Consider the following 26980-nt stretch of genomic DNA (forward strand, 5'->3'; position numbering starts at 1 on the left):
GGGTGCCGGCTTGTGTGTTTTTGTGGGCCCCCCCCCCCAAAAAAAAAAACCCCCCCCCCCCCCCCCCCCCCCCCCCCCCCCCCACCCCCGAAACCCACCACACACCCGCACCCGCACCCGACAAACGACGCCCGGCATCCGGCATCCGGCATCCGGCATCCGGCATCCGCACGGCACCGCACCGAACCTCACGCCGTACGCGGCGCACCACCCCCCGCACTCGCACCCGCACCCGCCCCCCGATCCGGCAACACCGCCGAAACCCGGAACCCCCCCGCCTCCGTCGGCCCCGACACGAACCCCCCGCCCAGCGCCCGCACCCGCTCCCGCATCCCCACCAGACCATTGCCCCCGCTCGGCAGCCGCGCATCCGAACCCCCCTCGGCAGCAGGCCCGTTCTCCACCAGCACCGCCACCTCGGCCTCCCGACGCGCCAGCCTCACCCGCGCCCGCGCCCCCGCCGCATGCTTGTGCACATTCGTCAGCGCCTCCTGCACCACCCGGTACGCCGTCTGCTCCACCTGCGGCGCGTACGACCGCTCCTCCCCCTCCACCGACAGTTCCACGACCATCCCCGCCGCCCGCGACTCCCCCACCAGCGTCCCCAACTCGCTCAACTGCGGACCGTCCCCCGCCGGCACCCCCGGCGACACACCCGGCGACACACCCTTCGTCACACCCTTCGGCACACCCTCCGGCACCCCGGCCGCAGCCCCCTCGGCCACCACCGGCCGCACCGCACCCGCCGCACCCGCCGCACCCGCCGCGCCCTCCGACACCCCGCCACCGGCCGCCGCACCACCGGCACCCGCACCCGCAGCGGCACCCGGCACACCCGCGACAGCCCCCTCCGGGCCCGCCACGGACACCGACCCCTCACCCGTCCGCAACACCCCCAGCATCTCCCGCAGCTCCGTCAGCGCCTGCCGCCCCATGTCCCCCACCAGAGCCGCGTTCCGCGACGCCCGCTCCGGATCCTTCAACGCCACCGCCTGCAACGCCGCCGCATGCACCACCATCAACGAGACCCGGTGCGCCACCACGTCGTGCATCTCCCGGGCGATCCGCGTCCGCTCCTCGCTCCGCGCCCACTCGGCCCGCTCCTCGGCCCGCTCCGCCAGCAGCGACAACTCCCGCTCCAGTCCGTCCGCACGCTCCCGCAGACTCTCCACCAGCCGGCGGCGCGCCCCGACGTACAGCCCGAGCAGCAGCGGCGGTGCGGTCAGCCCCAGCGCCATCAGCACCGAGACCAGCACCGTCACCCAGACCGGCGGCGCATAGCCCTCCTGCTGCACGTCCTGGTGGAAACGGAGGAACGTGATCAGCAGCGTGCCCGCCAGCGACATCCCCGCCACCGCGACCGTCACCCGGCGCGGCACCTCCGAGGCGGCCAGCGTGTACAGCGCGACGATGCCGAGCAGAAAACCCATCTCCGCCGGGATCACCGCGATCGAGACCAGCACCACCGCGACCGGCCACCGCCGCCGCAGCACCAGCGAGGCCCCGGACACCAGCCCCAGCAGCACCCCGAGCGTGACCGGAATCCGTACCTCGTGTGCGAAGGCCATCCCCTCGAACACGCACTCCACGGCAGCGACGACGGCGAGCACGATGTCGAGCACCATGCTCCGCCGTCTGGCCCACCACCACGGCCCTCCCGGCGCCTGGGCACCGCTCTCCGTGACTACCCCCGTTGTGGTCATACGCACCAGCGTACGGGCGGATGCCGGTGAATTCCGGGTCCCCGTCGGCAGGGACAACCCCGGTGAACGCCCGTGATATCCATGATTTCCACACGAAACAATGAATCAGGCAGATTTTCGATACATGACGGGGGAATGCACCGGCAGGCTGACCATATGGTTCAAGCCAAAACCGAATTACGGGAACGCGCCCGGGAACTCCGTCGGGCAGGAGAGACGTACGACGCGATCGCGACCCGGCTGGGCGTCTCGAAGAGCTCGGTCTCGCTCTGGGTCCGGGACCTCCCGAAACCCGACCGCCGCAGCGAGCACGCCCGCCTGATGGCCGAGGCCCGCTGGGTACCCCACCGGCGGCAGCGGGACATCACCCGGCAGCAGACGAAACTCGCGGCCGCACGGCAGGTCGGCCGGCTCACCGACCGGGAGCTGTTCCTGGTCGGGGTGGGTCTGTACTGGTCGGAGGGGACGAAGTCCAAGCCCGCCCGGCCGAGCGAGCGCGTCCGGTTCATCAACAGCGACCCCGACATGATCCGCGTCTATCTGGCCTGGCTGCGGCTCCTCGGGGTGGACCGCGAGCGACTGACCTTCCACGTGACGATCCACGAGTCGGCCGACGTGCCCGCGGCCGAGCACTTCTGGGCGGAGCCGGCCGGCACCGACGTCACGGCACTCGGGGCGACGACGCTCAAGCGGCACAATCCGCGCACCGTGCGGACGAACACCGGGCCCGCCTATCGCGGTTGCCTGACGGTCTCCGTCCGGGACGGCGCCGACCTTTACCGTCGCATCGAGGGCTGGTGGTACGGCATAGTGGTGGGGGCCGGATCGACGATCTAGGCAACCGGTCCGGACGCTTGTCCGGGCTGGCCAAGTTTGCTATCCGCTGTGGTGTAATCGGCAGCACTGCTGGTTTTGGTCCAGTAAGTCCGGGTTCGAGTCCTGGCAGCGGAGCTCGCCTTCCCCTTCTTCGGGTCCTGACCGTTTCCGGTCGGGACCCGCCCGCGTTTCCGGTCCGAATCACCCCGGTATCCTGCGGGTGTCCACCACCCGAAGCCGAAGGGCACACCCGTGAGCGCCAACCGCCCGGCAGCCGTCGTCGTCCTTGCAGCGGGTGAGGGCACCCGCATGAAGTCGGCGACCCCCAAGGTCCTGCACTCCCTCTGCGGTCGCTCCCTCGTCGGCCACGTCGTCGCCGCGTCCCGTGAGCTCGACCCGGAGCACCTCGTCGTGGTCGTCGGCCACGCCCGTGAGCAGGTCTCCGCCCATCTCGCCGAGATCGACCCCGCCGCCCGTACCGCCGTGCAGCACGAGCAGAACGGCACCGGCCACGCGGTCCGCATGGGCCTGGAGGAGCTGGCCGGGGGCGGTGACGCGGCGCCGGCCGGCGGCACCGTGGTCGTCGTCTGCGGCGACACTCCGCTGCTGACCGGGGAGACGCTCCAGCGGCTCTCCGACGTCCACTCCGCCGACGGCAACGCCGTGACCGTGCTCACCGCCGAGGTCCCCGACTCCACCGGCTACGGCCGCATCGTGCGGGACCCCGCGGACGGCGCGGTCACCGCGATCGTCGAGCACAAGGACGCCACCGAGGCGCAGCGGGCGATCACCGAGATCAATTCGGGGGTGTTCGCGTTCGACGGCGCGCTGCTGTCGGATGCGCTGGGGAAGGTCCGTACGGACAACAGCCAGGGTGAGGAGTACCTCACGGATGTGCTCGGCATTCTGCGGGAGGCGGGGCACCGGGTGGGGGCCGCGGTGGCGGCGGATCACCGGGAGATTCTGGGGATCAACAACCGGGTGCAGCTCTCGGAGGCGCGCCGACTGCTGAACGAGCGGCTGTTGCGCGGGGCGATGCTGAGTGGTGTGACGGTGGTGGATCCGGCGTCGACCTGGGTGGATGTGTCGGTGACGTTCGAGCCGGACGTGGTGGTGCATCCGGGGACGCAGTTGCACGGTGCGACGCATCTGGCCGCGGGTGCCGAGGTGGGGCCGGGGTGCACGCTGACGGACACGGTGGTCGGCGAGGGCGCCCGGGTGATCAATACGGTGGCGGACGGTGCGCGCGTCGGTGCGGAGGCGAACGTGGGGCCGTATGCGTATCTGCGGCCGGGGACACGGCTGGGCCGGAAGGCGAAGGCCGGCACCTATGTGGAGATGAAGAATGCCGAGATCGGGGAGGGCGCGAAGGTGCCGCATCTCTCCTATGTCGGTGACGCCACGATCGGTGAGTACACCAATATCGGTGCGGCGAGTGTGTTCGTGAATTATGACGGAGAGCACAAGCACCACACGACGGTGGGCTCGCACTGCAGGACGGGCTCGGACAATATGTTTGTGGCTCCGGTCACGGTCGGGGACGGTGCTTACACCGCTGCCGGCTCGGTGATCACCAAGGATGTGCCCCCGGGTGCGCTGGCGGTCGCGCGCGGCCAGCAGCGCAATATCGAGGGTTGGGTGGCTCGTAAGCGCCCTGGCAGTGCCGCCGCGCAGGCCGCTTCGGCTGCTCGCAAGGAGACCGACGGCGGGCAGTGACCGTCAACGGGTGCGCCGTGCGGGGCGTACCGTGATAACCACACGAAAAGTGTCCCCTCCATTTTTCTGCTGGCAAGGAGACTGTTGCTGTGACCGGGATCAAGACGACCGGCGAGAAGAAGTTGATGCTCTTCTCCGGCCGCGCCCACCCCGAGCTGGCCGAGGAGGTCGCGCACCAGCTGGGTGTCGGCCTGGTCCCGACGAAGGTTTTCGACTTCGCCAACGGTGAGATCTATGTCCGCTTCCAGGAGTCGGCGCGAGGCGCGGACTGCTTCCTGATGCAGAGCCACACGGCTCCCATCAATAAGTGGATCATGGAGCAGTTGATCATGATTGACGCTCTGAAGCGGGCTTCCGCTCGGAGCATCACGGTGATCCTTCCGTTCTTCGGTTATGCCCGTCAGGACAAGAAGCACCGTGGCCGTGAGCCGATTTCGGCGCGTCTGGTGGCGGACCTGCTGAAGACGGCTGGTGCGGACCGGGTTCTCACGGTCGACCTGCACACCGACCAGATCCAGGGCTTCTTCGACGGCCCGGTGGACCACCTCTTCGCGCTGCCGGTCCTGGCGGACTACGTGGGCGCGAAGGTGGACCGGTCGAAGCTGACCGTGGTGTCGCCGGACGCGGGCCGGGTGCGGGTGGCGGACCGGTGGTGCGACCGGCTGGGCGCGCCGCTGGCGATCGTGCACAAGCGGCGGGACAAGGACGTCGCGAACCAGGTGACGGTGCACGAGGTCGTCGGTGATGTGGAGGGCCGGGTGTGCGTCCTGGTCGACGACATGATCGACACCGGTGGCACGATCTGCGCCGCGGCGGACGCGCTGTTCGCGAACGGTGCGGAGGACGTCATCGTGACGGCGACGCACGGTGTGCTGTCGGGTCCGGCGGCGGACCGGCTGAAGAATTCGAAGGTGAGCGAGTTCGTCTTCACGAACACCCTGCCGACGCCGGGTGAGCTGGAGCTGGACAAGATCACGGTGCTGTCGATGGCGCCGACGATCGCGCGTGCGGTGCGTGAGGTGTTCGAGGACGGTTCGGTGACGAGCCTGTTCGAGGAGCAGGCCTGACGGTGCCGGTGCTGACGGTGCCGCCTGTCTGATGGTGCCGGTTGCCTGACGGTGCCGGCTGCGGCTGTCGCCGAGCGCGGCTGCCGGTGGGCGTCGAGCCTTGCGGGAAGCCCCCGGTGTCCGGAGTTCAGAACTCCGGACACCGGGGGCTTCCGTGTGTGCGGGGTCCCGCGGTGATGGCGCCGGGTGATCGGTTTGGGGGGCGGCCGGGCGGCCGGGTAGAATCAGCGGGTTGCTCGGCGAGGGACACCGCTCACATGAGTGGTGGTCCGTTATCGACGCGCTCTTCGTAGCAGGTCTGTCGTGGGCCGGGTGACGGCCGTCGGATCCATGCTTCCCCCGGAAGCACCACCTGCGAGGAGCGCAGTCATGGCTGAGTACAAGATTTCCGCTGAGGCCCGTACGGAGTTCGGCAAGGGTGCGTCCCGCCGCAACCGCGTCGTCGGCAAGGTCCCGGGTGTCATCTACGGTCACGGCGCCGAGCCGTCGCACGTGCTGATCCCGGCGCACGACCTGATGATGGCCCTGAAGACCCCGAACGTCCTGATCAACCTGCAGGTCGACGGCAAGTCCCAGCTCGTGATCCCGAAGGCCGTGCAGCGCGAGGCCATCCGCGGCTTCCTGGTCCACGTCGACCTGCTGGTCGTGCGGAAGGGCGAGAAGGTCACCGTCGAGGTGCCGATCCACGTCGAGGGCGACCTGGCGCCGGGCGGCAACCTGCTCGAGCACGTGCTGAACGCGCTGCCGGTCGAGACCGAGGCGACCCACATCCCGGAGGGCGTGACCGTCTCCGTGGAGGGCCTGGAGGCCGGTGCCTCGATCCACGCCAAGGACATCACCCTGCCGAAGGGCACCTCCCTGGCCGTCGAGGAGGACGCGGTGGTCCTCCAGGTCCTGGCCGCGCAGGCCGAGGAGCCGGCGGGCGAGGAGGCCGAGGAGGGCGAAGAGGCCGCCGAGGCCTGATCGTCCCGGATTCTTCCGAGGTGTCGGCAGCCGCCCCGCTCCGCTGGAGCGGGGCGGCTGTCGTGCAGGGCGGCCGGGCGCGGGGCACCGTACGATCCGGCCGGTACGGGACGGTTCGATCCGCAGCAGGAGAGACGTAGATGAGCGACGTGGACAGCCCCTGGCTCGTGGTGGGTCTGGGCAATCCGGGGCCGGAGTACGCGGCGAACCGTCACAATGTGGGCTTCATGGTGGCGGATCTGCTGGCGGAGCGGATCGGCGGCCGGTTCAAGGCGCACAAGTCGCGTGCGCAGGTGGTGGAGGGGCGGTTCGGTCCGCCGGGGCCGTCGAGCCGCCGGGTGATCGTGGCGAAGCCGATGTCGTTCATGAACCTGTCGGGCGGCCCGGTGTCGGCGCTGCGGGACTTCTACAAGGTCCCGCTCGCCCATGTCGTGGCGGTCCACGACGAGCTGGACATCGACTACGGGGCGCTGCGGCTGAAGCTGGGCGGCGGGGACAACGGCCACAACGGTCTGAAGTCGATCACGAAGGCGCAGGGTCCGGACTATCACCGGGTGCGGTTCGGGATCGGGCGTCCGCCGGGCCGGATGGACGTGGCGTCGTTCGTGCTGAAGGACTTCTCCGGGGCGGAACGCAAGGAGCTGGGGTACTTCGTGGACCGGGCGGCGGACGCGGTGGAGGGTCTGATGCTGGACGGTCTGGAGCGGGCTCAGGGTACGTACAACTCTTAAGGGGACAGCCCCGCCCAAGGTGCCGACCTGAGGTTGACCCAGCGTTCAGCTATGGCCAAGGATCGCCGCCATGGTCAGATCCTCGACGAAGCGCAGCCGGGTGAGACGGGCGGGTGAAAGCGCCTTCGGGCTGCTGCTGCTCGGTAGGAATCTGCTGATGGCGGCGGTCGCCCTGGTCATTCTGGTGGCAGGGGTCTGGACGTCGTGGGGGACGGCGCAGTACTCGATGCTGACGAAGGGCCGGGAGCTGGGCACGATGACGGTGGCCCGGTGCGGTGAGAAGTCGTGCACGGGCCCGTTCGTGGCGACGGGGACCGGCGGGCGGGACCGGCGGAAGGTGTCGGTCGACGAGGCGGTCACGCACCGGGAGGGCGAGCGGCTGCTCGTCGCGGTGAAGCCGGGGACGGACGAGGTGGTGCGGACCGGCTGGGGCGGGGTGCTGCACGCCTGGGTGCCGCTGGCGGGCGCACTGATGCTGGCGGCCGTGGTGGTGGCGGGTGGCTTGCGGATGCGCCGGACGGCGTGGGGGCTCGGAATCGCGGGTGTGGCGCTGATGGGCGTGTCATTCGCGGTGCTCTGAGCGGACATCCCCGGGCACACAGCCCTGGGCACACAGCCCTGAGCGCCTGTCCCGAAAGCACACAGCCCGGAGCGCGCATCCCAGATGCACACAGCCCGGAGCACACAGCCCGGAGCGCATCCCAGAGCACACAGTCCTGAACCCGCATCCCAGAGCACGCATCCGGAGCGCGTATCGCTGCACGCGCTCCCTGAGGGCCGGCCAGTCCGGCCACGCGTCACCGACCGCGCATCGCTCCCAGCACGCATCAGGGGCCGGCCCGCACGGGCCGGCCCCTGATGCTTTCCGCTCGGAGGCGCGTCAGCCGGTGTTGCGGAGGCCGGCCGCCACACCGTTGACGGTGAGCAGCAGGGCGCGGGAGAGCAGCGGGTCGGGCTCCTCGCCGCGCTCGGTCTCGGCGCGCTGCCGGTGCAGCAGCGAGACCTGGAGGTAGGAGATCGGGTCGAGGTAGGCGTCGCGGACCCGGAAGGTCTGCTGGAGCTCGGGCTGGGAGTCGAGGAGTTCCGTGCCGCCGGTGATGCGGAGGACTTCCTTGACGGTGAGCTCGTGCTCGGCCCGGATGACGTCGAAGACGTGCTTGAGGTCGTCGGGGACGAGGGTGTCGACGTAGTGCTCCGCGATCCGCAGATCGGTCTTGGCCAGCGTCATTTCGACGTTGGACAGGAAGTTGCGGAAGAAGTGCCAGTGCTGGTGCATCTCGTCGATGACGGTGTCCAGGCCGGCTTCGCGTGCGGCCTTGAGGCCCGATCCGACGCCGAACCAGCCGGGGACGATCTGCCGGGACTGGGTCCAGCCGAACACCCACGGGATGGCCCGCAGTCCGTCGAGTCCGGCGCCGCTGTCGGGGCGCCGGGAGGGCCGGGAGCCCAGGTGCAGGTCGGCGAGCTGGTCGACGGGGGTGGAGGCGAAGAAGTACGCGGGCAGGTCCGGGTCCTCGACGAGCCGGCGGTAGGCGCTGTGGGCGGCGTCGGAGACGGTGTCCATGGCCGCGTCCCAGCGGGTCAGCGCCTCGTCGGACTGGCGGGGCGCGGTGTGCAGCGCGGAGGCCTGGAGGGTGGCGGCGACGGTGAGTTCCAGGTTCTCCCGGGCCAGGGACGGCACGAGGTACTTGTCGGAGATGACCTCGCCCTGCTCGGTGACCTTGATCTCGCCGTCGAGGGTGCCCCACGGCTGGGCGAGGATCGCGTCGTGGGAGGGGCCGCCGCCGCGGCCGACGGTGCCGCCGCGGCCGTGGAAGAGGCGCAGCCGCACGCCGTAGCGGTGGGCGACGTCGCGGAGCCGGCGCTGGGCGCGGTGGATCTCCCACTGGGAGGTGGTGATGCCGCCGAACTTGGAGGAGTCGGAGTAGCCGAGCATCACTTCCTGGACGTCGCCGCGGAGGGCGACGAGCCGCCGGTAGGAGGGGTCGGCGAGCATCTCGTCGAGGATGCGGTCGGCCTCCTTGAGCTCGTCGGTGGTCTCCAGCAGCGGGACGATGCCGATCCTGGCCCAGCCGGCGTGGAGGTCGACGAGTCCGGCCTCGCGGGCGAGGACGGCGGCGGCGAAGACGTCGTCGGCGCCCTGGCACATGGAGATGATGTAGGACTCGACGACCTCGGGGCCGAACTGTTCGAGGGCTTCGCCGATGGTGGTGAACACGCCGAGGGTCTTGGCGCCGCCGGCGTCGAGCGGGGCGTGCTGCGGGGCGAGCGGGCGGCGGGAGCGGAGTTCCTTGGCGAGGAGCTTGCGCCGGTAGTCGCGCGGCATGTCGGCGTACCGCCAGGACTCCTCGCCGAGCCGGTCGAAGAGCTGGCCGAGGGCGTGGTGGTGGGCGTCGGCGTGTTCGCGGACGTCCATGGTGGCGAGCTGGAGCCCGAAGGCGGCCAGGGTGCGGATGGTGCGGTCCATGCGGCCGTCGGCGAACAGCCCGCCGCGGTGGGCGCGCAGGGATTCCTGGACGAGGGTGAGGTCGTCGAGGAGTTCGGCGGTGCCCAGGTAGTCGCGGCCGGGCTCGTGGGGGGTGCCCTTGGCGAGCCGTTCGCGGGTGTTGAGGAGCTTCTGCCGGATGCAGGTGACCTTGAGCCGGTAGGGCTCCTCGGAGTTGAGGCGCTTGTAGCGGGGGCTGATCTCGGGGAGCAGCTCCAGGTCGGTGCGGAGCGAGGTGGTGAGTTCCTCGGTGGCGCCGGTGTAGCGGATGGAGTTGGAGAGCAGGCCGCGGAGCTGGTCGACGAGTTCCAGGGCGTCGGAGATGCCGTGCTCGTGCTGGAGGATCAGCACCTCGCGGGTGACGGCGGGGGTGACGTTGGGGTTGCCGTCGCGGTCGCCGCCGATCCAGGTGCCGAAGGTGAGGGGGCGGGTGCCGGACGGCAGCTCGACGCCGACCCGGTCGAGCTCGGCGGCGAGGTCCTCGAGGACGTCGCCGACGGCTCCGGCGTGCAGCTCGTCGAGGTAGTAGATGGCGTTGCGGGCCTCGTCGGCGGGCTCGGGGCGGGCGACGCGGAGTTCGTCGGTCTGCCAGACGAGGTCGATGTTCTCGGCGAGGCGGAGGTCGGCGCGGCGGCGGTCGCCGCTGTCCGCGGGCTCCTCCAGCAGGGCGGCGATCCGGCGGAGCTTGTTGAGGACGCTGCGGCGGGCGGCCTCGGTGGGGTGTGCGGTGAAGACGGGGCGCACGGTGAGATGCGCCACGGTGGCCCGCAGGTGCTCGGGGTCGGCGTCCTTGAGCCGGTCGGCGGTGCGGGCGAGGAGGCCGCCCTCGGCGGCGCGGCGGGCGCGGAGCTCCTTGCCGCGGTGGACCTGCTCGGTCACGTTCGCGAGGTGGAAGTAGGTGGAGAACGCCCGTACGAGCTTGCCGGCGGTCTCCAGGTCGGTCTCCCCGAGCAGCTGTGCGGCGGCCTCACCGTCCGTACGGGTGAGGGCACGCACACGTTCGACGAGATCGAGGAGTGCGGGGCCCTCCTGGCGCACGAGGGTTTCCCCGAGCAGGTCTCCCAGGCGGCGGATATCGGCTCGCAGCGCGGCGTTGTCGCTGGTCTCGGGGGTGATGTCGGCACTGCTCACAGGTGCGGCTCCTTGCAGGGGATGAGCACGTCTGGCGGGGTGCGGACCGCGCTGTCCGACGGTCACCAGGATAGGTGGCCGCTGCCACGCCGTTTCACAGCCCTCTTGCCCGTTCATCGAGCCCTGCCATACTTACGAAGCCGTAGGTTACGGTTCCGTAGCCAGATTCCGTTTCCATAGCCCGAGCTTCCAGCCCGACGAGGGACGCCCGCATGACCACAAGCCCCGATGTGATCGACGACGCCCCGACGTCCGCCGACACCGACCTCGCCACGCTCGGCGGGGACAGCAAGAGATCGATCGAGCAGCTCGCTCTGCTCCTGTTCATCACGGTTCCGTTTGTGGCGCTCGTCGCCGCGGTGCCGCTGGCCTGGGGCTGGGGGGTGAGCTGGCTGGACCTGGGCCTGATGGTGTTCATGTACTACCTGGGGTGCCACGGGATCACGATCGGTTTCCACCGGTATTTCACCCACGGCTCCTTCAAGGCGAAGCGCCCGCTGCGGATCGCGCTGGCGATCGCCGGGTCGATGGCGGTCGAGGGGCCGCTGGTGCGCTGGGTGGCCGACCACCGCAAGCACCACAAGTTCTCCGACGCCGAGGGCGACCCGCATTCGCCGTGGCGGTTCGGCGAGACGGTGCCCGCACTGATGAAGGGCCTGTGGTGGGCCCACATCGCATGGATGTTCGACGAAGAGCAGACGCCGCAGCAGAAGTACGCCCCGGACCTGGTCAAGGACCCGGTGATCCGCCGGATCTCCCGCCAGTTCGTCTACTGGACGGTGCTGTCGCTGGCGCTGCCGCCGCTGGTGGGCGGCCTGGTGACGTGGTCCTGGCAGGGCGCGCTCACCGCGTTCTTCTGGGGCTCGCTGGTGCGGGTCGCGCTGCTGCACCACGTGACGTGGTCGATCAACTCGATCTGCCACGCGGTCGGCAAGCGGCCGTTCAAGTCCCGGGACAAGTCGGGCAACGTCTGGTGGCTGGCGGCGCTGTCGTGCGGTGAGTCGTGGCACAACCTGCACCACGCGGACCCGACCTCCGCCCGGCACGGCGTGATGCGCGGACAGATCGACTCCAGCGCCCGGATCATCCGCTGGTGCGAGAAGCTGGGCTGGGCGTACGACGTCCGCTGGCCGACCGCCGAGCGCATCGACTCCCGCCGCAAGGCCGACCCGGGCAAGGCCGAGGACGCGAAGGCGGCATGATTGACGGCGTGGCGATCGACAGCAGCAGTGAGAAGGACCGGGCCTCCGCCTCCGGAGGCCGCCGCGCCCGCCGGGTGCGGATGACCGGCAAGGAACGCCGGGAGCAGCTGCTGGACATCGGCCGCACGCTCTTCGCCGAGAAGGGCTTCGAGGGCACGTCGGTGGAGGAGATCGCGGCGAAGGCCGGGGTGTCCAAGCCGGTGGTCTACGAGCACTTCGGCGGCAAGGAGGGGCTGTACGCCGTCGTCGTGGACCGCGAGATGCGGCAGCTGCTGGACATGGTGACCGGGGCGCTGACCGCGGGCCATCCCCGGGAGCTGCTGGAGCAGGCGGCGTTCGCGCTGCTGGACTACATCGAGACCTACACGGACGGCTTCCGCATTCTGGTGCGGGATTCCCCGGTCGCCCAGTCCACGGGCACCTTCGCCTCCCTGATCAGCGATATCGCCACGCAGGTGGAGGACATCCTGGGGCTGGAGTTCAAGGCCCGGGGCTTCGAGCCGAAACTGGCGCCGCTGTACGCGCAGGCGCTGGTCGGCATGGTGGCGCTGACCGGCCAGTGGTGGCTGGATGTGCGGAAGCCGAAGAAGGCCGAGGTGGCGGCGCACCTGGTGAATCTGGCCTGGCACGGTCTGGACGGCCTGGAGCCGAAGCCCCGGCTCGTCGGTCACCGGCGGAACTGAGGCGGTACCGGAAGCCGGGGCGCGGGCGGCTCTATATTCCGGGCCGCGCCTTTCCGGCTTTCCGTAACGGCCGCACCGCGCCGGCGGCGGACCGGTAACCGCCGCGGGCGGCGAGCACCGGCGGTTCCGGGATCCCGGTCGTACCGATTGCCCTGGCGCGGACGGCGCGGAGGAGGCCCTCGGCTCCGGACGGCGCGGCCGGGCGGACATGACCGATGGCGCTGATCATCAGGTGAGCCTCCGGGCGACGGCGAAGATCCGCCGGAAGGGGAAGACCGTGCCGTGCGGGCCGGGCGGGTAGGCCTTGCGGAGCAGGTCGCGGTACTGGCCGAGGAATTCCTCGCGGGCCGGCCCGTCGTCGGCGAGAACGGTCAGCACCGGCCGCAGGGCGGTGCCCTTCACCCAGTCCAGGACGGGGTCCTCGCCCTGGAGCAGCTGGATGTAGGTGGTCTCCCAGGCGTCGGCGTCGAAGCCGAGGTCGGTGAGCCGGGTCAGGTACTCCCAGGGTTCGAGGACGTGGACGAAGCGCCGTCCGTGGCTGCCGAGCCGGTCCCGCCACTGAGGGGTGTCGCAGAGTTCGCCGAGCAGCGCGTGGCTGGGAGAGACGAAGTTGCCGGGGACCTGGAAGGCGAGGACGCCGCCGGGCGTGAGGGCGTCGGCCCAGGCGGGGAAGGACTCGGTGTGCCGGGGGACCCACTGGAGGGCGGCGTTGGAGACGATCAGGTCGTACGGCTCCTCGGGGACCCAGCGGGCGGCGTCGGCGGACCGGAAGTCGAGGCTGCCGCCGCCCGGGGTGGGGCCGGCGTACCGGGCGGCCTGGGCGAGCATGTCGGCGGAGTTGTCGAGGCCGGTGATGCGGGCGTCGGGCCAGCGGTCGGCGAGCAGGGTGGTGACGTTGCCGGGGCCGCAGCCGAGGTCGGCGATGCGGGCCGGACGATTGCCGGACGGCAGCTCGGGTATGCGGTGGAGCAGGTCGTGGAACGGGCGGGTCCGATGGCCGGAGTGGCGGAGGTATTGATCCGGGTCCCATATGGGTTCTGGCACAGGTGTTGCCCCCTTGCTGAGCGGACGGGCCGGAAGCGGAGTCGCTTCACGCGCCGACGATGCCCATACGTTGACCAGAATATCTCTTGACGTCAAGAGACTTCACGTCGACAGACCTACTACACTGATCGCCATGGAGGACGAGGTCGATCGGCTGGTCGCGGCGTGGCGCCGGGAGCGCCCTGATCTCGACGTGGAACCCCTGGAGGTGCTGAGCCGGGTCAGCCGGCTCGCGCGGCACCTCGACCGGGCCCGTCGGCTGGCGTTCGCCGAGCACGGCCTGGAGCCCTGGGAGTTCGATGTCCTCACCGCACTGCGCCGGGCCGGGAACCCGTACCAGCTCTCGCCGGGGCAGCTGCTCACCCAGACCCTGGTCACCTCCGGCACCATGACCAACCGCATCGACCGGCTGGCCAAGAAGGGCCTGGTCGAGCGGCTGCCCGACCCCAGCGACCGGCGCGGCGTGCTGGTCCGGCTGACCGCGGAGGGGCAGGACCGCGCCGACCGCTCCCTGGCCGGGCTGCTCGACCAGGAACGGGCCATCCTCGCCCGGCTGTCCCGCGGCGAGCAGGGCGAACTGGCCGGACTGCTACGCCAGTTGACCGCCCCGTTCGACAACGTCCCCGGCTAGGTCGACGGGGCCCACGCCGGCCCGGCGGGCCAGTGCCACCGCCGCGAGGGTGGAGTGCACCCCGAGCTTGCCCAGCACGTTCTGCATATGGGTGCGGACCGTGTGCGGGGAGAGGAAGAGGCGCTCGGCCACGGCCTTCCGGCCCAGCCCGGCGACCATGCAGCGCAGCACCTCGCGCTCCCGCGGGGTCAGCGACTCCACCAGCCGCTCGCTCTCCGTCCGGTGCTTGCGGGCCGCGGTCAACTCCCGCAGCACACCGGTGAGCAGGGCCGGCGGCAGATGCGTCTCCTCCCGCAGCACCCCGCGGATGACGGAGAGCAGCCGGGACAGCGAGCAGTCCTTGGCGACCCAGCCGGAGGCACCGGCCTGGAGGGCCGCGGCGGCGCGGCGCGGGTCGTCGCGCTCGGCGATGACCACGGTGCGCACCCCCGGCTGGCCCGAACGGACCCCGGCGACCAGCGATATCCCGTCCACCGCGCCCTCGCCGACGGCCTCGGGCACCGCGCCGAAGGCTCCCCGGCCGTCCGGGGGCGGGACGGCGCCCAGGTCGGCGTCGACCAGCAGGACGTCGAACCGGCGCCCCTCCGTGGCCGCGCGGTCCAGACAGCGCAGCGCGGCGGGACCGCTGCCGGCCGCCGACACCTCCACATCCGGTTCGGCCGCCAGGGCCGCGGCGAGCGACTCGGCGAAGATGCGGTGGTCGTCCACCACCAGGACCCGGATCCGTGACATAAAGCCCCCCATGTCTCGGGGTGACGGGCAAAGTGGGTACGGCGCACGCGGCGGAGAACCACATGGGTCGCACGGCCGCCGCCGTGCTGTGACTGCCCCGCCCCGGGCGCCGTACCGACTGTCTCGCCCCCTGAACAGCACCGGCCCCCACCGGTGCTGAGCATCAGAGTACGGCGGCACCGGTGTGAGGGAAGGCGATTGGGAAAACTGTTTGCGCTGGCCGCCCAGGGTGAGCCGGATGCCCGGCCCGGGCCGCCGCTGGCCGGCGCCCGCCGGACGCCGGCCCCGGAACGGCCGGGCACGACGGATACGGGCCTCTCCCCCCGGTGCCCCCACCGCCCCGGGCACACCCGCCGACGGCGCGGGGCGCGGCCTGCCTCCTCGTCGTGCACACGGGGTCCCGAGCGGCGGCCCGGCAGGGCGCACCCGGCACCCCGCCCGGGCGGAACGCCCTGCTCAGCGGCGCCGGGAACGGTTCGGCGGGCCGGCCGCGCGCCCCGGCCGGCCCGGCGTCAGGCCGGGCGGCGTCAGGCCAGGCGGCGGGCGCCCGCCGAGGGCACGGCCGGGAAGATCCGCGGGGCCCGCAGACCCGCGGCGGCGAAGGCTTCGGTGACCGCCGCGGCGACGGCGTCCGCGTCCGCCTCCGTGACCAGGACGACCGCCGAACCGCCGAAGCCGCCGCCGGTCATCCGGGCGCCCAGTGCGCCCGCCGCGTTCGCCGCCTCGACGACCAGGTCCAGTTCGGCGCAGGAGACCTCGAAGTCGTCGCGCAGCGAGGCGTGTCCGGCGGTGAGCACCGGCCCGATGGAACGGGTGTCCCCCGCGTCCAGCAGGGCGATGACCTGCTGGACGCGCGCGTTCTCGGTGACCACATGACGGACGTAGCGGCGCACGGTGGGGTCGTGCAGTTGCCCCAGGGCCTCGCCCAGGTGCTCCGGTACAACGTCCCGGAGAGCGTGCACGCCCAGCGCACGCGCCCCCTCTTCACAGCCCTCGCGCCGCTGGGCATACGCCCCGTCGCCGAGTTCGTGCTGCACCCGGGTGTCGACGACCAGCAGCCGCAGGCCCTCGGCGGCGAGATCGAAGGGGACCTGCCGCTGGGAGAGGTCGCGGGTGTCGAGGTAGAGGGCGTGGCCCGCGGTGCAGCAGGCGGCGGCCGTCTGGTCCATGATCCCGACGGGCACGCCGACGAAGACGTTCTCCGCGCGCTGGCAGAGCCGGGCCAGCTGCCAGGTCTTCAGCCCCAGCTCGAACAGGTCGTTGCAGGCGACGGCGGTGACGACCTCGAGAGCCGCGGAGGAGGACAGCCCGGCGCCGGTCGGCACCGTGGATTCGAGGTGCAGGTCCAGGCCGGTGACCGGGTGGCCCGCGTCGCGCAGCGCCCACACCACGCCGGCCGGGTAGCCGGCCCAGTCCTTGCGCCCGCCGGGCGTGAGCTCGTCGGCGCGGAGTTCCACGACGCCGCCCGGCACGTCGGCCGAGTGCAGCCGCAGCAGCCCGTCGGTGCGCCGGGAGACGGCGGCGACGGCCGTGCGCGGCAGCGCGAGCGGCAGCACGAACCCGTCGTTGAAGTCGGTGTACTCACCGATGAGGTTCACCCGCCCGGGAGCGGCCCACACCCCCTCGGGCGCGGCGCCGTACAGCTCCCGGAACGCGGCGGCGAGCGGGTCGGTCACGCTTCGTTCTCCCGCTTCTGCGCGAAGGTCCACGCGTCGGCGACGATGCCCGCGAGGTCGGCGCGGCCCGGCTGCCAGCCGAGGAGGGCGCGGGCCCGGTCGGCGGAGGCGACGAGGACGGCCGGGTCCCCGCCGCGGCGGGGGGCGACGACCTCGGGGATCGGGTGGCCGGTGACGCGGCGGACGGTCTCGACGACCTCGCGGACGGAGAAGCCGTTGCCGTTGCCGAGGTTGCAGATCAGGTGCTCGCCCGGGCGGGCGGCGTCCAGCGCGAGGAGGTGGGCCTCGGCGAGGTCCGCGACGTGGATGTAGTCGCGGACGCAGGTCCCGTCGGCGGTCGGGTAGTCGTCGCCGAAGACGGAGATGGCCTCGCGCCGGCCCTGGGCGACCTGGAGGACGAGCGGGATCAGGTGCGACTCGGGGTCGTGCCGCTCGCCGTACTCGCCGTACGCACCGGCGACGTTGAAGTAGCGCAGCGAGACGGCCGCCAGGCCGTGTGCTGCGCACTCGCCGCCGATCATGTGGTCGACGGCGAGCTTGGAGGCGCCGTAGGGGTTGGTCGGCGCGGTGACGGCGTCCTCGCGGATGGGGGTGGTGTCGGGCTCGCCGTAGGTGGCGGCCGTGGAGGAGAAGACGAGGGTGCGGACCCCGGCCTCCCGCATCGCGGCGATCAGCTCGGTGGTGCCGCCGACGTTGTTCCGCCAGTACTTCTCGGGGTTCACCACGGACTCCCCGACCTGTGAGAAGGCCGCGAAGTGCAGGACGCCGTCGTAGGAGGCGTCGAGCCGGGCCGCGCCGTCCGGAGCGGTCAGGTCCTGGACGCGTCCCTCGACGAACTCGGCGTCCGCCGGAACCGCCGCGCGGTGGCCGGTGGACAGGTCGTCCAGCACGGTGACCTGGTGGCCCGCCTCCAGAAGATGCGCCGCGACGACGCTGCCGACATAGCCGGCGCCCCCGGTGACCAGGTACTTCTTCCGCCGTTCCGGCTGCTCGCCCTGCTGCCCGTTGCTCACTGGTTCGCTACCTCTCGCAGTCGCTCGGCCGCGGCCTCCGGCGGCACATCGTTGATGAACACATTCATGCCGGATTCGGAACCCGCGAGAAACTTCAGCTTGCCGGAAGTGCGGCGAATGGTGAAAAGCTCGAGGTGGAGTGCGAAGTCCGCGCGGTCCGCGCCCCGGCCCTCCCAGCCGCCGAACGGCGCCTGGTGCCAGGCCGAGATGTACGGGGTCGGCGGTTCGCCCGCGCCGAAGATCCGGTCGAAGCGCCGCAACAGTTCCAGATAGAGCTGTGGAAACTCTGTGCGCGCGGCGTCGTCCAGCGCCGGCAGGTCCGGCACCCGGCGCCGGGGGTAGAGGTGCACCTCGTACGGCCAGTGGGCGGCCCGGGGCACGAACGCCGTCCAGTGCTCCCCCTCCAGCACGATCCGCCGGCCGTCGGCGCGTTCGTCCGCCACGACGTCGTCGAAGAGGTTCCGGCCGGTGCGCTCCCGGTGCGCGGCGAGGGAGCGCAGCATCAGCTCGGTGCGGGGCGTGGTGAAGGGGTAGGCGTAGATCTGGCCGTGCGGGTGGCCGAGGGTGACCCCGATCTCCGCGCCGCGGTTCTCGAAGCAGAAGACCTGCTCGACGGCGGGCAGCCGGGACAGGGCGGCGGTGCGGTCGGTCCAGGCGTCGAGGACGAGACCGGCCCGCTCCTCGGTGAGGTCGGCGAACGAGGCGCGGTGGTCGGAGGTGAAGCAGACGACCTCGCAGCGGCCGGAGTCGCCGGCCAGGGAGGGGAAGCGGTTCTCGAAGACGGCGACGTCGTAGTCGTCGGCGGGGATCTCGCTGTCCCGGCCCGGGCGGGACGGGCAGAGCGGGCAGGCGTCGGCCGGGGGGTGGTAGGTGCGGGTCTGCCGGTGCGAGGCGATGACCACCCGGTCGCCGAGGAGCGGGTCGAGGCGGACCTCCGAGGCGGTGGCGACCTCGGGGAGCGGCCTGCGGTCGGGGGTGTCGCGCACCGCGTCGTCGTGGAGGTCGTAGTAGATGAGCTCACGGCCGTCCGCGAGCCGGGTCGCCGTCTTCTTCATCCGAGGCCCCCTCGGCCACATCTTGCAAACATAAACAAACACAGTTAATCACAAGCCAACAGCCGGACCAATGCCGTGAGGCCACCCCGGGCAAAGCCCCGCATAGGGCGCGCGATCATCACGGACGAACAACAGGCCCCACCAGAACCATTCACGTTCGGACCACATGGGCGTACGTTTCTGTTCGTTCCGGTCCCGGCCTGCGGGCCGCGGCCGACGGGCGTCCCCGTCCTCCCGAAGAGAGTGATCCATGGACCATCTGGCCGCAGGGCTCCGGCTCCCCACCAACGCGCTCGACTACACCATCCTCGGCATCTACTTCGCCGTCGTGCTCGGCGTCGGATTCGCCGCCCGGAGGAGCGTGCGGACGAGCCTCGACTTCTTCCTCTCCGGGCGGTCCCTCCCCGCCTGGGTCACCGGCCTCGCGTTCGTCGCCGCCAACCTCGGCGCCCTGGAGATCCTGGGCATGGCGGCGAACGGCGCCCAGTACGGCGCGTACACCGTGCACTGGTACTGGGTCGGCGCCATCCCGGCGATGGTCTTCCTCGGCCTGGTGATGATGCCCTTCTACTACGGCTCGAAGGTGCGGTCCGTCCCGGAGTTCCTGCTGCACCGCTTCGGACCGTCCTCGTACCTGCTCAGCTCGGTCATCTTCTCCGTGGCGTCCGTGCTGGTCGCGGGCGTCAACCTGTACGCGATGGCGATCGTGATCGAGGCGCTGATCGGCTGGCCGCAGTGGGTGGCGATCGTCGTGGCCGGCTTCTTCGTCCTGGCCTACATCACCCTCGGCGGGCTCTCCTCCGCCATCTACAACGAAGTGCTGCAGTTCTTCGTGATCCTCGCCGCGCTCATCCCGCTCACCGTCGTCGGCCTCAAGCGGGTCGGCGGCTGGGACGGGCTCACCGACAAGCTCACCGGCGCGCACGGGGACCACTTCATCAGCGCCTGGGAGGGCACCGGCATCGGCTCCTCCAACCCGCTGGGCGCCAACTGGCTCACCATCGTGCTCGGTCTCGGCTTCTGCCTGAGCTTCGGCTACTGGACGACCAACTTCGCCGAGGTGCAGCGCGCGCTCTCCGCCAAGAACCTCTCCGCCGCGAAGCGCACCCCGCTCATCGCCGCGTTCCCCAAGATATTCATTCCGCTGGTCGTGGTCCTGCCCGGGCTGATCGCCCTGGTCATGGAGCCGGACCTGGGCAAGGAGGGCAGCGGGCTGGAGTACAACGACGCGATCCCGGTGCTCATGCGCGACCTGCTGCCGAACGGTGTGCTGGGCATCGCCGTGACCGGTCTGCTGGCCGCCTTCATGGCCGGCATGGCGGCCAACGTCTCGTCGTTCAACACGGTGTTCACCAACGACATCTGGGCCGCGTACGTCGTGCGGGGCCGGGAGGACCGGTACTACCTGGCGACCGGGCGCGTGGTGACGGCGGCCGGTGTGCTCGGCGGCATGGGCACCGCGTTCATCGCCTCCTCGTTCAGCAACATCATGAACTATCTGCAGACGCTGTTCTCGTTCTTCAACGTGCCGCTGTTCTGCGTCTTCATCATCGGCATGTTCTGGAAGCGGGCCACCGCCGCGGCCGGGTTCTGGGGGCTGCTCACCGGCACCGTCGCCGCGATGGTCAACTACTTCTGGCTCTACAAGGAGGGTGTCATCGACATCCCCAGCGACCAGGGGGCCAACTTCGTCTCCGCGATCGTGGCGTTCGTGGTGGGCGGCGTGGTGATGGTCGGGGTGTCCCTGTTCACGAAGCCCAAGCCGGTCGAGTCGCTGGCCGGCCTGGTGTACGGCACCACCTCGCCCGGTATGGCCGAGCCCCCGGCGGCGGGAGACGAGGCCTGGTACCGGAAGCCCGCCCTGCTGGGCTGGGGCGCGATCATCCTCGCCGCCCTCTGCTACGTCCCGTTCTCCATCTGAGGCCGAGGTAACACACCATGAGCGAGTACGAGTACCAGCAGCAGGTCGAGGAGCTCGAGCAGGAGTCCGCGACCGCGGCCCGGCTCTTCGACGTGCGGCGCATCATCGGCGGGCTGTTCGTCGTCTACGGCGTCATCGTCACCGTCGCCGGCATCACCGCCTCCGAAGCGGACCTGAAGAAGGCCCAGGACATCAACATCAACCTCTGGACGGGCCTGTCGATGCTCGCCCTGGGGCTGGCGTTCCTGCTCTGGCTGAAGCTGCGGCCCGCGGTGCCTCCGCCGCCGCTGCCGGAGGCAACGGAGCAGGAGACGCCGTAGCGGAGCGGTCCGGTGCGGCCGGGCCCGGATGCCAGGGGGTGTCGTGGGTTCCGGCCGCCTCCCAACTGGACGGCCGCACCTGGTACTTCGGCTTCCCCTTGGCGTCCTTCCCCTGCTCATCGGCGTGTTAGCCGGGTGTTAGCGGAGCGGCAGCCTCCCGACAGCGGCCCCGAGCAGAGTGGTGACGTACCGAGGAGACACAAGACCGACTGTCCTGGGGGGACCCGAAATGAGCTTCGACACCACTGCCCGCACCGCTCGTCGCCGCACCCTGCGCGTTGCCGCCGCGGCCCTGGTCGCGGCCGCCGGCCTGACCCTGACCGCCTGCTCCGGCTCGGACAACGCCGGCGCGAAGCCCGCAGGCCGGACGGACACGAGCGCGGCCGCCGCCCAGTCCGGTGAGACGGGCTCCTCCGCCGGAGCCGAGGTCGGCACCAAGGCGGGCACCGCGAAGCAGCCGGGCAGCTCGCCCACCGCCAACGGCGGCAAGGCGGCATCCCCGGTCCGCACCCAGCCCCTGGCGGACGGCATCAGCAAGGCCGAGATCACCAAGCTCGGCGACCAGCACTACCGCGCCAGGATCGTCGCCCGCGGTTCGGTCCTGGCCACGCTGGACACGAAGGACGGCGACGCCGGGCTCGACGCCAACGACATGTTCGTCACGCTCACGCTGGACGGCCAGGTCCATTCCTGGATGGGCGGCGGACACCAGGGACCGGGCACCTTCAAGATCGCGGGCGGCTGGACGGCCAAGGTCACGAAGGTCGGCGAGCAGGGGTACCGCGCGCAGATCATCGGTCACGACGGTGTCGCCGCCACGCTGGAGGCGACCGAGCACGACGCCGGGCTCGACGCCAACGGCGTGTACATCGTGCTCAGCACCCGCGGTCTGATCAGCGCCCACGAGTAAGGGGTCTATGAGCGCCCGGCGGCCCCGCCCTGCTCATCCGGCCGGGGCCCCGCCGGTGCGCCGGCCCGCTCCAGCAGCCCGGTGCGGGCGGCGAGCGCCGCCGCCTCCAGCCGGGAGCCGACCCCCAGCTTCATCAGCACCCGCTGCACATGGGTCCGGGCGGTGCTCGACGCGATGCCCATCCCGGCCGCGATCAGCCGGGTGTCCTCGCCCTCCGCGACCCGCACCAGCACCTCGACCTCGCGGGGGGTGAGCATCTCCAGCAGCCGCGCCGCCTCGTCGTCCGGCTGCACCGCCGGGTTGAGGAGCTCGGCGAAGGCGCCCTGGAGCAGCTGCGGGGCGACGGCCGCCTCCCCGGCGCGGGCCTTGACCATCGCGCGCTCGACGCCCTCGATCCGCTCGTCGTGCCGGACGTAGCCGGACGCCCCGGCGGCGAACGCCGCGGCGATCCCCCGCGAGCTGGTCACCGGTCCCAGCACCACCACCGCGACCTGCGGCCGCTCCCGCTTGATCCGGACCACCGGATCGAACGCCCCCGGGTCGGCCGGCGCCGCCGTCCCCAGCAGGCACACCTCCGGGGCCCTGCTGACCACCAGCTCGGCCGCCCCCGCACACGGCGCCGCCGCGGCCAGCACCCGGTGGCCTCTTAACTTCAGAGCCGAGGCCAGTGCCTCGGCGAGCAGCCGGTGGTCGTCGACCACCATGAGCCGTACGCCCATGAGCTCTCCCCCCAATCCCCCGAAGCCCCTGGGCCTCGTGTCCCCGGAAGCTACACGCTCGGCCGGAGCCACGTGCCCGATACCGGGGAGAAGCCTCACCGAATGCCGAAATCCCTGCCATTCAGGGCCGATAGGGGCTGGAACCGGACCGGCCCCGCCCGTACCCAGGGGTACGGACGGGGCCGGGAAGCCGGAGCGGAGAACCCGCGGCGACGGCTACGGGGCGCCGAACACCAGCCCGGCGTACTCCTTCTGACCGGGCAGCGGCTCCCGGTCGGTGGCGTACTTCTGGGTCATGTACAGCCGGTTGCCCTCGTAGACGAACGGCTGGTTGTCGGGCGAGTAGGCGCTCTCCGTCCGGGCCTCGGACTTCGGCATCTTCAGCAGCACCGACACGTCGTACGAGTCCGGGTCGATGCTCACGACCTGGCCGCCCTTGTCGAAGGTGGGCTTCACGTAGGCGATGACGTTGCCGTCGTCGTCCGTCCGCAGCGGCAGCATGGTGCGCTGTTCGCCCGCGGGGGCCTTGCCCGTGGACTTGCCGCTGTCCAGCCGGAATCCGACGATCTCGTTGGTCCGCCCGTACTCGGCCTGCCCCTTGTGCTCGCCGGTCGGCAGGTACAGGGAGTCCTTGGTCACGGCCACCAACCGGCAGCCCTCGACCTCGGAGCTCCTGCAGCGGGGGGCGTACTCCCCGCTCCGCGTCCCGATCTTGCTGCGCAGCTTGCCCGCCTTGCCGCTGTCGTCGATCGCCATGAAGTCCGAGACGGAGCTTCCGGTGTCGTCACCGGCGTCGACGCCGATGACCAGCGGATCGGTGGAGACCACATAGACGTCTTCGATGCCGCTGGGCAGCTTGTAGACCGAGGTCGGCGCGCCGGTGGCCGGGTTGAGCGACTGGACCTCCATATTGGGCTTGCTGTAGTCGCCGCAGCGCCGCACCGCGACCAGCCTGGTGCCGCCGCCGTAGCCGTCGTCGTCGCAGTCGGAGTCGGCCTTGGGCTGCCAGAGCCGCTTGCCGCCGAGGCTCCAGGCGGCGCCGCCGCCGGTGCCGCCGGCGGCGACCGTGCCCCCGCCGATGGTCACCTCGTCGAACCGGACCTTTTCGTCAGCGACCTTGACCGACTTCTGCCAGACCCTCGTGCCCTTCTTCAGGTCGAACACCCCGACCTCGGTGCAGCCCTGGTTCACCGTCTTCTTGGTGACCTTGGCCCCCTGGAAGAGGACGGCCACCTTGCCGTCCGCGGTGATGTGCGGCGACGCCCAGCAGATCGAACCGGCCAGCGGGATCTGCCACTTGCGGTGGGCGCCGGTGACGTCGTAGCCGACGATCTTGTCGACGTCGCCCTTGGCGAAGACCGTGTCGGTGACCCAGAGGCCCTCGGTCGTCACCTGCTCCTCGACCTCGGGCCGGGGGAGCTTGGCGAGCAGCTCGGCCTCGACAGCGGGTCCGGGCTTGCCGCCGCCCGAACCGCCGCTGTCGCCACCGCTGCCGCCGGAGGAGGTACCGGCCTCGTGCTTGGGGTCGTCGTCACCGCCGGCGGCCACGAACACCCCACCGACGACCAGCAGCAGCACGGCGACGACCGCGCCGACCACGAGGAACAGCGTGCGGCGGGAACCACCGGACTGCGGCGGCACACCGCCGCCCTGGAACTGCGCCTGCGGCGGGTACATGCCGTACGCCTGCTGGCCGTAGGGCTGCTGGGGCGGCTGGCCGTACGGCTGCTGGGGGTTGGGCTGCTGACCGTAGGGCTGCTGGCCGTAGGGCTGCTGCGCGTACGGCTGTTGGGGCTGCTGTCCGTACGACTGGGGGGCCGGGTAGCCGTAGGCCGGCTGACCGGGCTGACCGGGTTGGTCGCTCTGCTGTGGGGCCGGGTAGCCGTACGCCGGCTGGCCGGGCGCGCCGAAGCCGCCGCCCTGCGGCGGAGCCGGGGGCGGCGGTCCCTGCGGAGGCGCGGGGGGCGGTCCCTGCGGAGGCGGCGGGGTCTGGGGAGCCGGGCTCTGAGGCGCACTCTGCGGCGGCTGGGCCGGCGGCTGCTCGGGGCTCTGCGGCGTCTTCTCCAGCCGGGGGCTCACCGGCGGGGGGCTCTGCGGGGAGCCGTCCCCGGGCCCACCGCTCGGGGGCTGCTGCGGGTACCCGTAGGCGGGATCCTGGGGAGCACCGAAGCCGCCCTGCGGCGGATTCGGCGGCTGGGGCGGCTGTGACATCAGCTTTCCTCTTTTGCGCGGGTACACCACCCGACCGGTCTCCCCCGCGATCCTGGCCGGTTTTCGACCGTGCCAGGATGGAGCGAATCGGGCATGCATCCCCGCCGGTCAAACGGCAGTCGAGCGGGGCTTCTTTGTATCACCCGGCTCCGACAGGGCACGGTCGCGTCCCGAAGCCATGGGACAGCTGAGACCCGCCCGTGACGCTGCCGTTGCACGGCCCCCGGACCGGCGCGGCGGTCAGGGGAAGCCGGGGAACGACAGCGAACGAGCCCGACAGATCAGACGTCTTCGGCCATTTCCAGCCAGCGCATCTCCAGCTCGTCCCGCTCCGACGCCAGTTCCCGCAGCTCGGCGTCGAGCTTCGCCACCCGCTCGAAGTCCGTGGCGTCCTCGGCGATCTGCGCGTGGAGCTTGGCCTCCTGGTCGCCGATGCGGTCCAGACGGCGCTCGATGCGCTGGAGTTCCTTCTTCGCGGCGCGGGTGTCGCCCGCGGGCTTCGGCTTCTCGGCGGCGGGTGCCGCGGGCGCCGGCGCCGCGGCCTCGGCCACCTCCCGGCGGCGCTCCAGGTACTCGTCGAGCCCGCGCGGCAGCATCCGCAGCGTCGCGTCGCCGAGCAGGGCGAACACCCGGTCCGTGGTCCGCTCGATGAAGTAGCGGTCGTGGGAGATGACGATCAGCGAGCCCGGCCAGCCGTCGAGGAGGTCCTCCAGCTGGGTCAGGGTCTCGATGTCGAGGTCGTTGGTGGGCTCGTCGAGGAAGAGGACGTTCGGCTCGTCCATCAGCAGCCGGAGGATCTGCAGCCGCCGCCGCTCACCGCCCGACAGGTCCCCGACCGGGGTCCACTGCTTCTCCTTGGCGAAGCCGAACTTCTCGCACAGCTGCGAGGCCGACATCTCCCGGCCCTTGCCGAGGTCGACGCGGCTGCGCACCGCCTCGACGGCCTCCAGGACCCGCCAGGTGGGGTCGAGTTCGGCGACCTCCTGCGAGAGGTGGGCCAGCTTGACGGTGCGGCCGACGGTGACCCGGCCGGCCGCGGGCTGGGCCTCGCCGGCCGTACGGGCCGCCTCGGTCATGGCGCGCAGCAGCGAGGTCTTGCCCGCGCCGTTCACCCCGACCAGCCCGATGCGGTCGCCGGGGCCGAGCTGCCAGGTGAGGTGCTTCAGCAGCAGCTTGGGGCCCGCCTGGACGGTGACGTTCTCCAGGTCGAAGACGGTCTTGCCGAGCCGGGAGTTGGCGAACTTCATCAGCTCCGCCGAGTCCCGGGGCGGCGGCACGTCCGCGATCAGCTCGTTGGCGGCCTCGATCCGGAAGCGCGGCTTGCTGGTGCGGGCCGGGGCGCCACGGCGCAGCCAGGCGAGCTCCTTGCGCATCAGGTTCTGCCGCTTGGCCTCCTCGGTCGCGGCGATGCGCTCCCGTTCGGCGCGGGCGAAGACGTAGTCGGAGTAGCCGCCCTCGTACTCGTGGACGGCGCCGCGCTGCACGTCCCACATCCGGGTGCAGACCTGGTCCAGGAACCAGCGGTCGTGGGTGACGACCACCAGTGCGGAGCGCCGGGCCCGCAGGTGCTGGGCGAGCCAGGAGATGCCCTCGACGTCGAGGTGGTTGGTGGGCTCGTCGAGGACGATCAGGTCCTGTTCCTCGATGAGCAGTTTGGCGAGGGCGATGCGGCGCCGCTCGCCGCCGGAGAGCGGGCCGATGACGGTGTCCAGGCCCTCGGGGAAGGCCGGCAGGTCCAGGCCGCCGAAGAGGCCGGTGAGGATGTCGCGGATCCGGGCGTCGCCGGCCCACTCGTGGTCGGCCATGTCGCCGATGACCTCGTGCCGGACGGTGGCGGCCGGGTCGAGGGAGTCGTGCTGGGTGAGGACGCCGAGCCGCGTTCCGCCGGAGTGGGTGACGCGGCCGGTGTCCGGGGACTCCAGCTTGGCGAGCACCCGGATGAGCGTGGTCTTGCCGTCGCCGTTGCGGCCGACGACGCCGATCCGGTCGCCCTCGCTGACGCCGAGGGAGATGCCGTCGAGGAGTGCACGGGTGCCGTACACCTTGCCGACGGCTTCCAGATTGACGAGATTCGTGGCCATTCCGCTCCTGATCTTGCGCCTGCGCCGACGCTGCGGCTGATCGGCCTTCCAGAGTAGTCGCCGCGCCGGGCGGCCCGTGCCGCCCCTGCCCCCGGGCGCCCTGGTGCGGGCCCCCCGGGACGCTGCTCCCGGGACGCCCCTCGCGGGGCCCCTGGATCCCGGGGCGTGGG

The 26980-nt window shown here is 71.5% G+C and carries 22 protein-coding genes and 1 tRNA gene; 13 read left to right on the forward strand and 10 right to left on the reverse strand.

Annotated elements, in window-relative coordinates; all coding sequences use genetic code 11:
• Nucleotides 1-188 precede the first annotated feature (188 nt).
• Nucleotides 189-1703 (reverse strand): sensor histidine kinase, encoded by a 1515-nt coding sequence (locus ACFYYR_RS28485; protein ID WP_388859616.1) that lies wholly within the window; start codon nucleotides 1701-1703, stop codon nucleotides 189-191.
• 156 nt (nucleotides 1704-1859) lie between these two features.
• On the opposite strand from ACFYYR_RS28485, the gene ACFYYR_RS28490 reads away from it, so the two are divergent.
• The 7 genes from ACFYYR_RS28490 (at nucleotide 1860) to ACFYYR_RS28520 (ending at nucleotide 7576) form a co-directional block, all read left to right on the forward strand.
• Nucleotides 1860-2540, forward strand: a complete 681-nt coding sequence (locus ACFYYR_RS28490) for a hypothetical protein (RefSeq protein WP_388859619.1) — start codon at nucleotides 1860-1862, stop codon at nucleotides 2538-2540.
• Between the two features lie 42 nt (nucleotides 2541-2582).
• Nucleotides 2583-2654 (forward strand) — tRNA-Gln (locus ACFYYR_RS28495).
• Between the two features lie 117 nt (nucleotides 2655-2771).
• Nucleotides 2772-4235, forward strand: a complete 1464-nt coding sequence (gene glmU, locus ACFYYR_RS28500) for a bifunctional UDP-N-acetylglucosamine diphosphorylase/glucosamine-1-phosphate N-acetyltransferase GlmU (RefSeq protein WP_388859622.1) — start codon at nucleotides 2772-2774, stop codon at nucleotides 4233-4235.
• A gap of 89 nt (nucleotides 4236-4324) precedes the next feature.
• Nucleotides 4325-5302, forward strand: a complete 978-nt coding sequence (locus ACFYYR_RS28505) for a ribose-phosphate diphosphokinase (protein ID WP_388859625.1) — start codon at nucleotides 4325-4327, stop codon at nucleotides 5300-5302.
• Nucleotides 5303-5671: 369 nt separating this feature from the next.
• On the forward strand, nucleotides 5672-6265 hold the full coding sequence (locus ACFYYR_RS28510; RefSeq protein ID WP_388859628.1) for a 50S ribosomal protein L25/general stress protein Ctc: 594 nt from the start codon (nucleotides 5672-5674) through the stop codon (nucleotides 6263-6265).
• Nucleotides 6266-6405: 140 nt separating this feature from the next.
• Nucleotides 6406-6996, forward strand: coding sequence for an aminoacyl-tRNA hydrolase (gene pth / locus ACFYYR_RS28515; protein ID WP_388859631.1), 591 nt, complete (start codon nucleotides 6406-6408; stop codon nucleotides 6994-6996).
• Between the two features lie 70 nt (nucleotides 6997-7066).
• The gene (locus ACFYYR_RS28520) at nucleotides 7067-7576 is read left to right on the forward strand and encodes a hypothetical protein (protein ID WP_388859634.1); all 510 of its coding nucleotides are present in this window, start codon (nucleotides 7067-7069) and stop codon (nucleotides 7574-7576) included.
• A 300-nt stretch (nucleotides 7577-7876) separates the two neighbouring features.
• Here the strand turns inward: ACFYYR_RS28520 and ppc are convergent, their stop codons facing one another.
• Nucleotides 7877-10612 carry a phosphoenolpyruvate carboxylase gene (ppc, locus tag ACFYYR_RS28525; protein WP_388859637.1) on the reverse strand — a complete coding sequence of 912 codons (2736 nt, stop codon included), beginning with the start codon at nucleotides 10610-10612 and terminating at the stop codon, nucleotides 7877-7879.
• 212 nt (nucleotides 10613-10824) lie between these two features.
• On the opposite strand from ppc, the gene ACFYYR_RS28530 reads away from it, so the two are divergent.
• Complete coding sequence (locus ACFYYR_RS28530; protein WP_388859640.1) at nucleotides 10825-11814, forward strand: acyl-CoA desaturase; 990 nt, start codon at nucleotides 10825-10827, stop codon at nucleotides 11812-11814.
• Complete coding sequence (locus ACFYYR_RS28535; RefSeq protein WP_351506054.1) at nucleotides 11811-12497, forward strand: TetR/AcrR family transcriptional regulator; 687 nt, start codon at nucleotides 11811-11813, stop codon at nucleotides 12495-12497. The genes ACFYYR_RS28530 and ACFYYR_RS28535 overlap by 4 nt, the downstream gene beginning before the upstream one ends.
• 228 nt (nucleotides 12498-12725) lie before the next feature.
• Here ACFYYR_RS28535 and ACFYYR_RS28540 read toward each other — a convergent pair whose 3' ends face one another.
• Nucleotides 12726-13541 (reverse strand): trans-aconitate 2-methyltransferase, encoded by an 816-nt coding sequence (locus ACFYYR_RS28540; RefSeq protein WP_388859644.1) that lies wholly within the window; start codon nucleotides 13539-13541, stop codon nucleotides 12726-12728.
• A gap of 133 nt (nucleotides 13542-13674) precedes the next feature.
• On the opposite strand from ACFYYR_RS28540, the gene ACFYYR_RS28545 reads away from it, so the two are divergent.
• The gene (locus tag ACFYYR_RS28545; protein ID WP_388859647.1) at nucleotides 13675-14172 is read left to right on the forward strand and encodes a MarR family winged helix-turn-helix transcriptional regulator; all 498 of its coding nucleotides are present in this window, start codon (nucleotides 13675-13677) and stop codon (nucleotides 14170-14172) included.
• Here ACFYYR_RS28545 and ACFYYR_RS28550 read toward each other — a convergent pair.
• From ACFYYR_RS28550 to galT, 4 genes are all read right to left on the reverse strand, one after another.
• Complete coding sequence (locus tag ACFYYR_RS28550; protein ID WP_388859650.1) at nucleotides 14131-14904, reverse strand: LuxR C-terminal-related transcriptional regulator; 774 nt, start codon at nucleotides 14902-14904, stop codon at nucleotides 14131-14133. The two genes, ACFYYR_RS28545 and ACFYYR_RS28550, sit on opposite strands and share 42 nt — an antisense overlap.
• 527 nt (nucleotides 14905-15431) lie before the next feature.
• The gene (gene galK, locus ACFYYR_RS28555; RefSeq protein ID WP_388859653.1) at nucleotides 15432-16580 is read right to left on the reverse strand and encodes a galactokinase; all 1149 of its coding nucleotides are present in this window, start codon (nucleotides 16578-16580) and stop codon (nucleotides 15432-15434) included.
• On the reverse strand, nucleotides 16577-17593 hold the full coding sequence (gene galE, locus ACFYYR_RS28560) for a UDP-glucose 4-epimerase GalE (RefSeq protein ID WP_388859656.1): 1017 nt from the start codon (nucleotides 17591-17593) through the stop codon (nucleotides 16577-16579). The genes galK and galE overlap by 4 nt, the downstream gene beginning before the upstream one ends.
• Nucleotides 17590-18648 (reverse strand): galactose-1-phosphate uridylyltransferase, encoded by a 1059-nt coding sequence (galT, locus tag ACFYYR_RS28565; protein ID WP_388859659.1) that lies wholly within the window; start codon nucleotides 18646-18648, stop codon nucleotides 17590-17592. The genes galE and galT overlap by 4 nt, the downstream gene beginning before the upstream one ends.
• 250 nt (nucleotides 18649-18898) lie before the next feature.
• Here galT and ACFYYR_RS28570 point away from each other — a divergent pair, with 250 nt between their 5' ends.
• From ACFYYR_RS28570 to ACFYYR_RS28580, 3 genes are all read left to right on the forward strand, one after another.
• A complete protein-coding gene (locus ACFYYR_RS28570) occupies nucleotides 18899-20569 on the forward strand; it encodes a sodium:solute symporter family protein (protein ID WP_388859662.1) in 1671 nt (556 codons plus the stop codon).
• A 17-nt stretch (nucleotides 20570-20586) separates the two neighbouring features.
• On the forward strand, nucleotides 20587-20889 hold the full coding sequence (locus ACFYYR_RS28575; protein WP_388859666.1) for a hypothetical protein: 303 nt from the start codon (nucleotides 20587-20589) through the stop codon (nucleotides 20887-20889).
• A gap of 229 nt (nucleotides 20890-21118) precedes the next feature.
• Nucleotides 21119-21799, forward strand: coding sequence for a hypothetical protein (locus ACFYYR_RS28580; RefSeq protein WP_388859669.1), 681 nt, complete (start codon nucleotides 21119-21121; stop codon nucleotides 21797-21799).
• 5 nt (nucleotides 21800-21804) lie between these two features.
• On the opposite strand, the gene ACFYYR_RS28585 is transcribed toward ACFYYR_RS28580, so the two are convergent.
• From ACFYYR_RS28585 to ACFYYR_RS28595, 3 genes are all read right to left on the reverse strand, one after another.
• The gene (locus ACFYYR_RS28585) at nucleotides 21805-22518 is read right to left on the reverse strand and encodes a LuxR C-terminal-related transcriptional regulator (RefSeq protein WP_388859672.1); all 714 of its coding nucleotides are present in this window, start codon (nucleotides 22516-22518) and stop codon (nucleotides 21805-21807) included.
• Between the two features lie 216 nt (nucleotides 22519-22734).
• Nucleotides 22735-24729, reverse strand: coding sequence for a hypothetical protein (locus ACFYYR_RS28590; protein WP_388859675.1), 1995 nt, complete (start codon nucleotides 24727-24729; stop codon nucleotides 22735-22737).
• A gap of 281 nt (nucleotides 24730-25010) precedes the next feature.
• Nucleotides 25011-26810, reverse strand: coding sequence for an ABC-F family ATP-binding cassette domain-containing protein (locus tag ACFYYR_RS28595; protein WP_388859678.1), 1800 nt, complete (start codon nucleotides 26808-26810; stop codon nucleotides 25011-25013).
• Between the last annotated feature and the right edge of the window lie 170 nt (nucleotides 26811-26980).

Source organism: Streptomyces sp. NPDC001922 (genome assembly GCF_042891165.1).
Classification (GTDB): domain Bacteria; phylum Actinomycetota; class Actinomycetes; order Streptomycetales; family Streptomycetaceae; genus Streptomyces.

Excerpts from the sequence above, each read along its gene's own strand:
- ACFYYR_RS28485 (WP_388859616.1), bottom strand. The coding sequence starts at position 1,703 with ATGACCACAACGGGGGTAGTCACGGAGAGCGGTGCCCAGGCGCCGGGA.
- ACFYYR_RS28490 (WP_388859619.1), top strand. The coding sequence starts at position 1,860 with ATGGTTCAAGCCAAAACCGAATTACGGGAACGCGCCCGGGAACTCCGT.
- ACFYYR_RS28510 (WP_388859628.1), top strand. The coding sequence starts at position 5,672 with ATGGCTGAGTACAAGATTTCCGCTGAGGCCCGTACGGAGTTCGGCAAG.
- pth (WP_388859631.1), top strand. The coding sequence starts at position 6,406 with ATGAGCGACGTGGACAGCCCCTGGCTCGTGGTGGGTCTGGGCAATCCG.
- ACFYYR_RS28520 (WP_388859634.1), top strand. The coding sequence starts at position 7,067 with ATGGTCAGATCCTCGACGAAGCGCAGCCGGGTGAGACGGGCGGGTGAA.
- ACFYYR_RS28530 (WP_388859640.1), top strand. The coding sequence starts at position 10,825 with ATGACCACAAGCCCCGATGTGATCGACGACGCCCCGACGTCCGCCGAC.
- ACFYYR_RS28535 (WP_351506054.1), top strand. The coding sequence starts at position 11,811 with ATGATTGACGGCGTGGCGATCGACAGCAGCAGTGAGAAGGACCGGGCC.
- ACFYYR_RS28545 (WP_388859647.1), top strand. The coding sequence starts at position 13,675 with ATGGAGGACGAGGTCGATCGGCTGGTCGCGGCGTGGCGCCGGGAGCGC.
- ACFYYR_RS28550 (WP_388859650.1), bottom strand. The coding sequence starts at position 14,904 with ATGTCACGGATCCGGGTCCTGGTGGTGGACGACCACCGCATCTTCGCC.
- galT (WP_388859659.1), bottom strand. The coding sequence starts at position 18,648 with ATGAAGAAGACGGCGACCCGGCTCGCGGACGGCCGTGAGCTCATCTAC.
- ACFYYR_RS28570 (WP_388859662.1), top strand. The coding sequence starts at position 18,899 with ATGGACCATCTGGCCGCAGGGCTCCGGCTCCCCACCAACGCGCTCGAC.
- ACFYYR_RS28575 (WP_388859666.1), top strand. The coding sequence starts at position 20,587 with ATGAGCGAGTACGAGTACCAGCAGCAGGTCGAGGAGCTCGAGCAGGAG.
- ACFYYR_RS28580 (WP_388859669.1), top strand. The coding sequence starts at position 21,119 with ATGAGCTTCGACACCACTGCCCGCACCGCTCGTCGCCGCACCCTGCGC.
- ACFYYR_RS28585 (WP_388859672.1), bottom strand. The coding sequence starts at position 22,518 with ATGGGCGTACGGCTCATGGTGGTCGACGACCACCGGCTGCTCGCCGAG.
- ACFYYR_RS28590 (WP_388859675.1), bottom strand. The coding sequence starts at position 24,729 with ATGTCACAGCCGCCCCAGCCGCCGAATCCGCCGCAGGGCGGCTTCGGT.
- ACFYYR_RS28595 (WP_388859678.1), bottom strand. The coding sequence starts at position 26,810 with ATGGCCACGAATCTCGTCAATCTGGAAGCCGTCGGCAAGGTGTACGGC.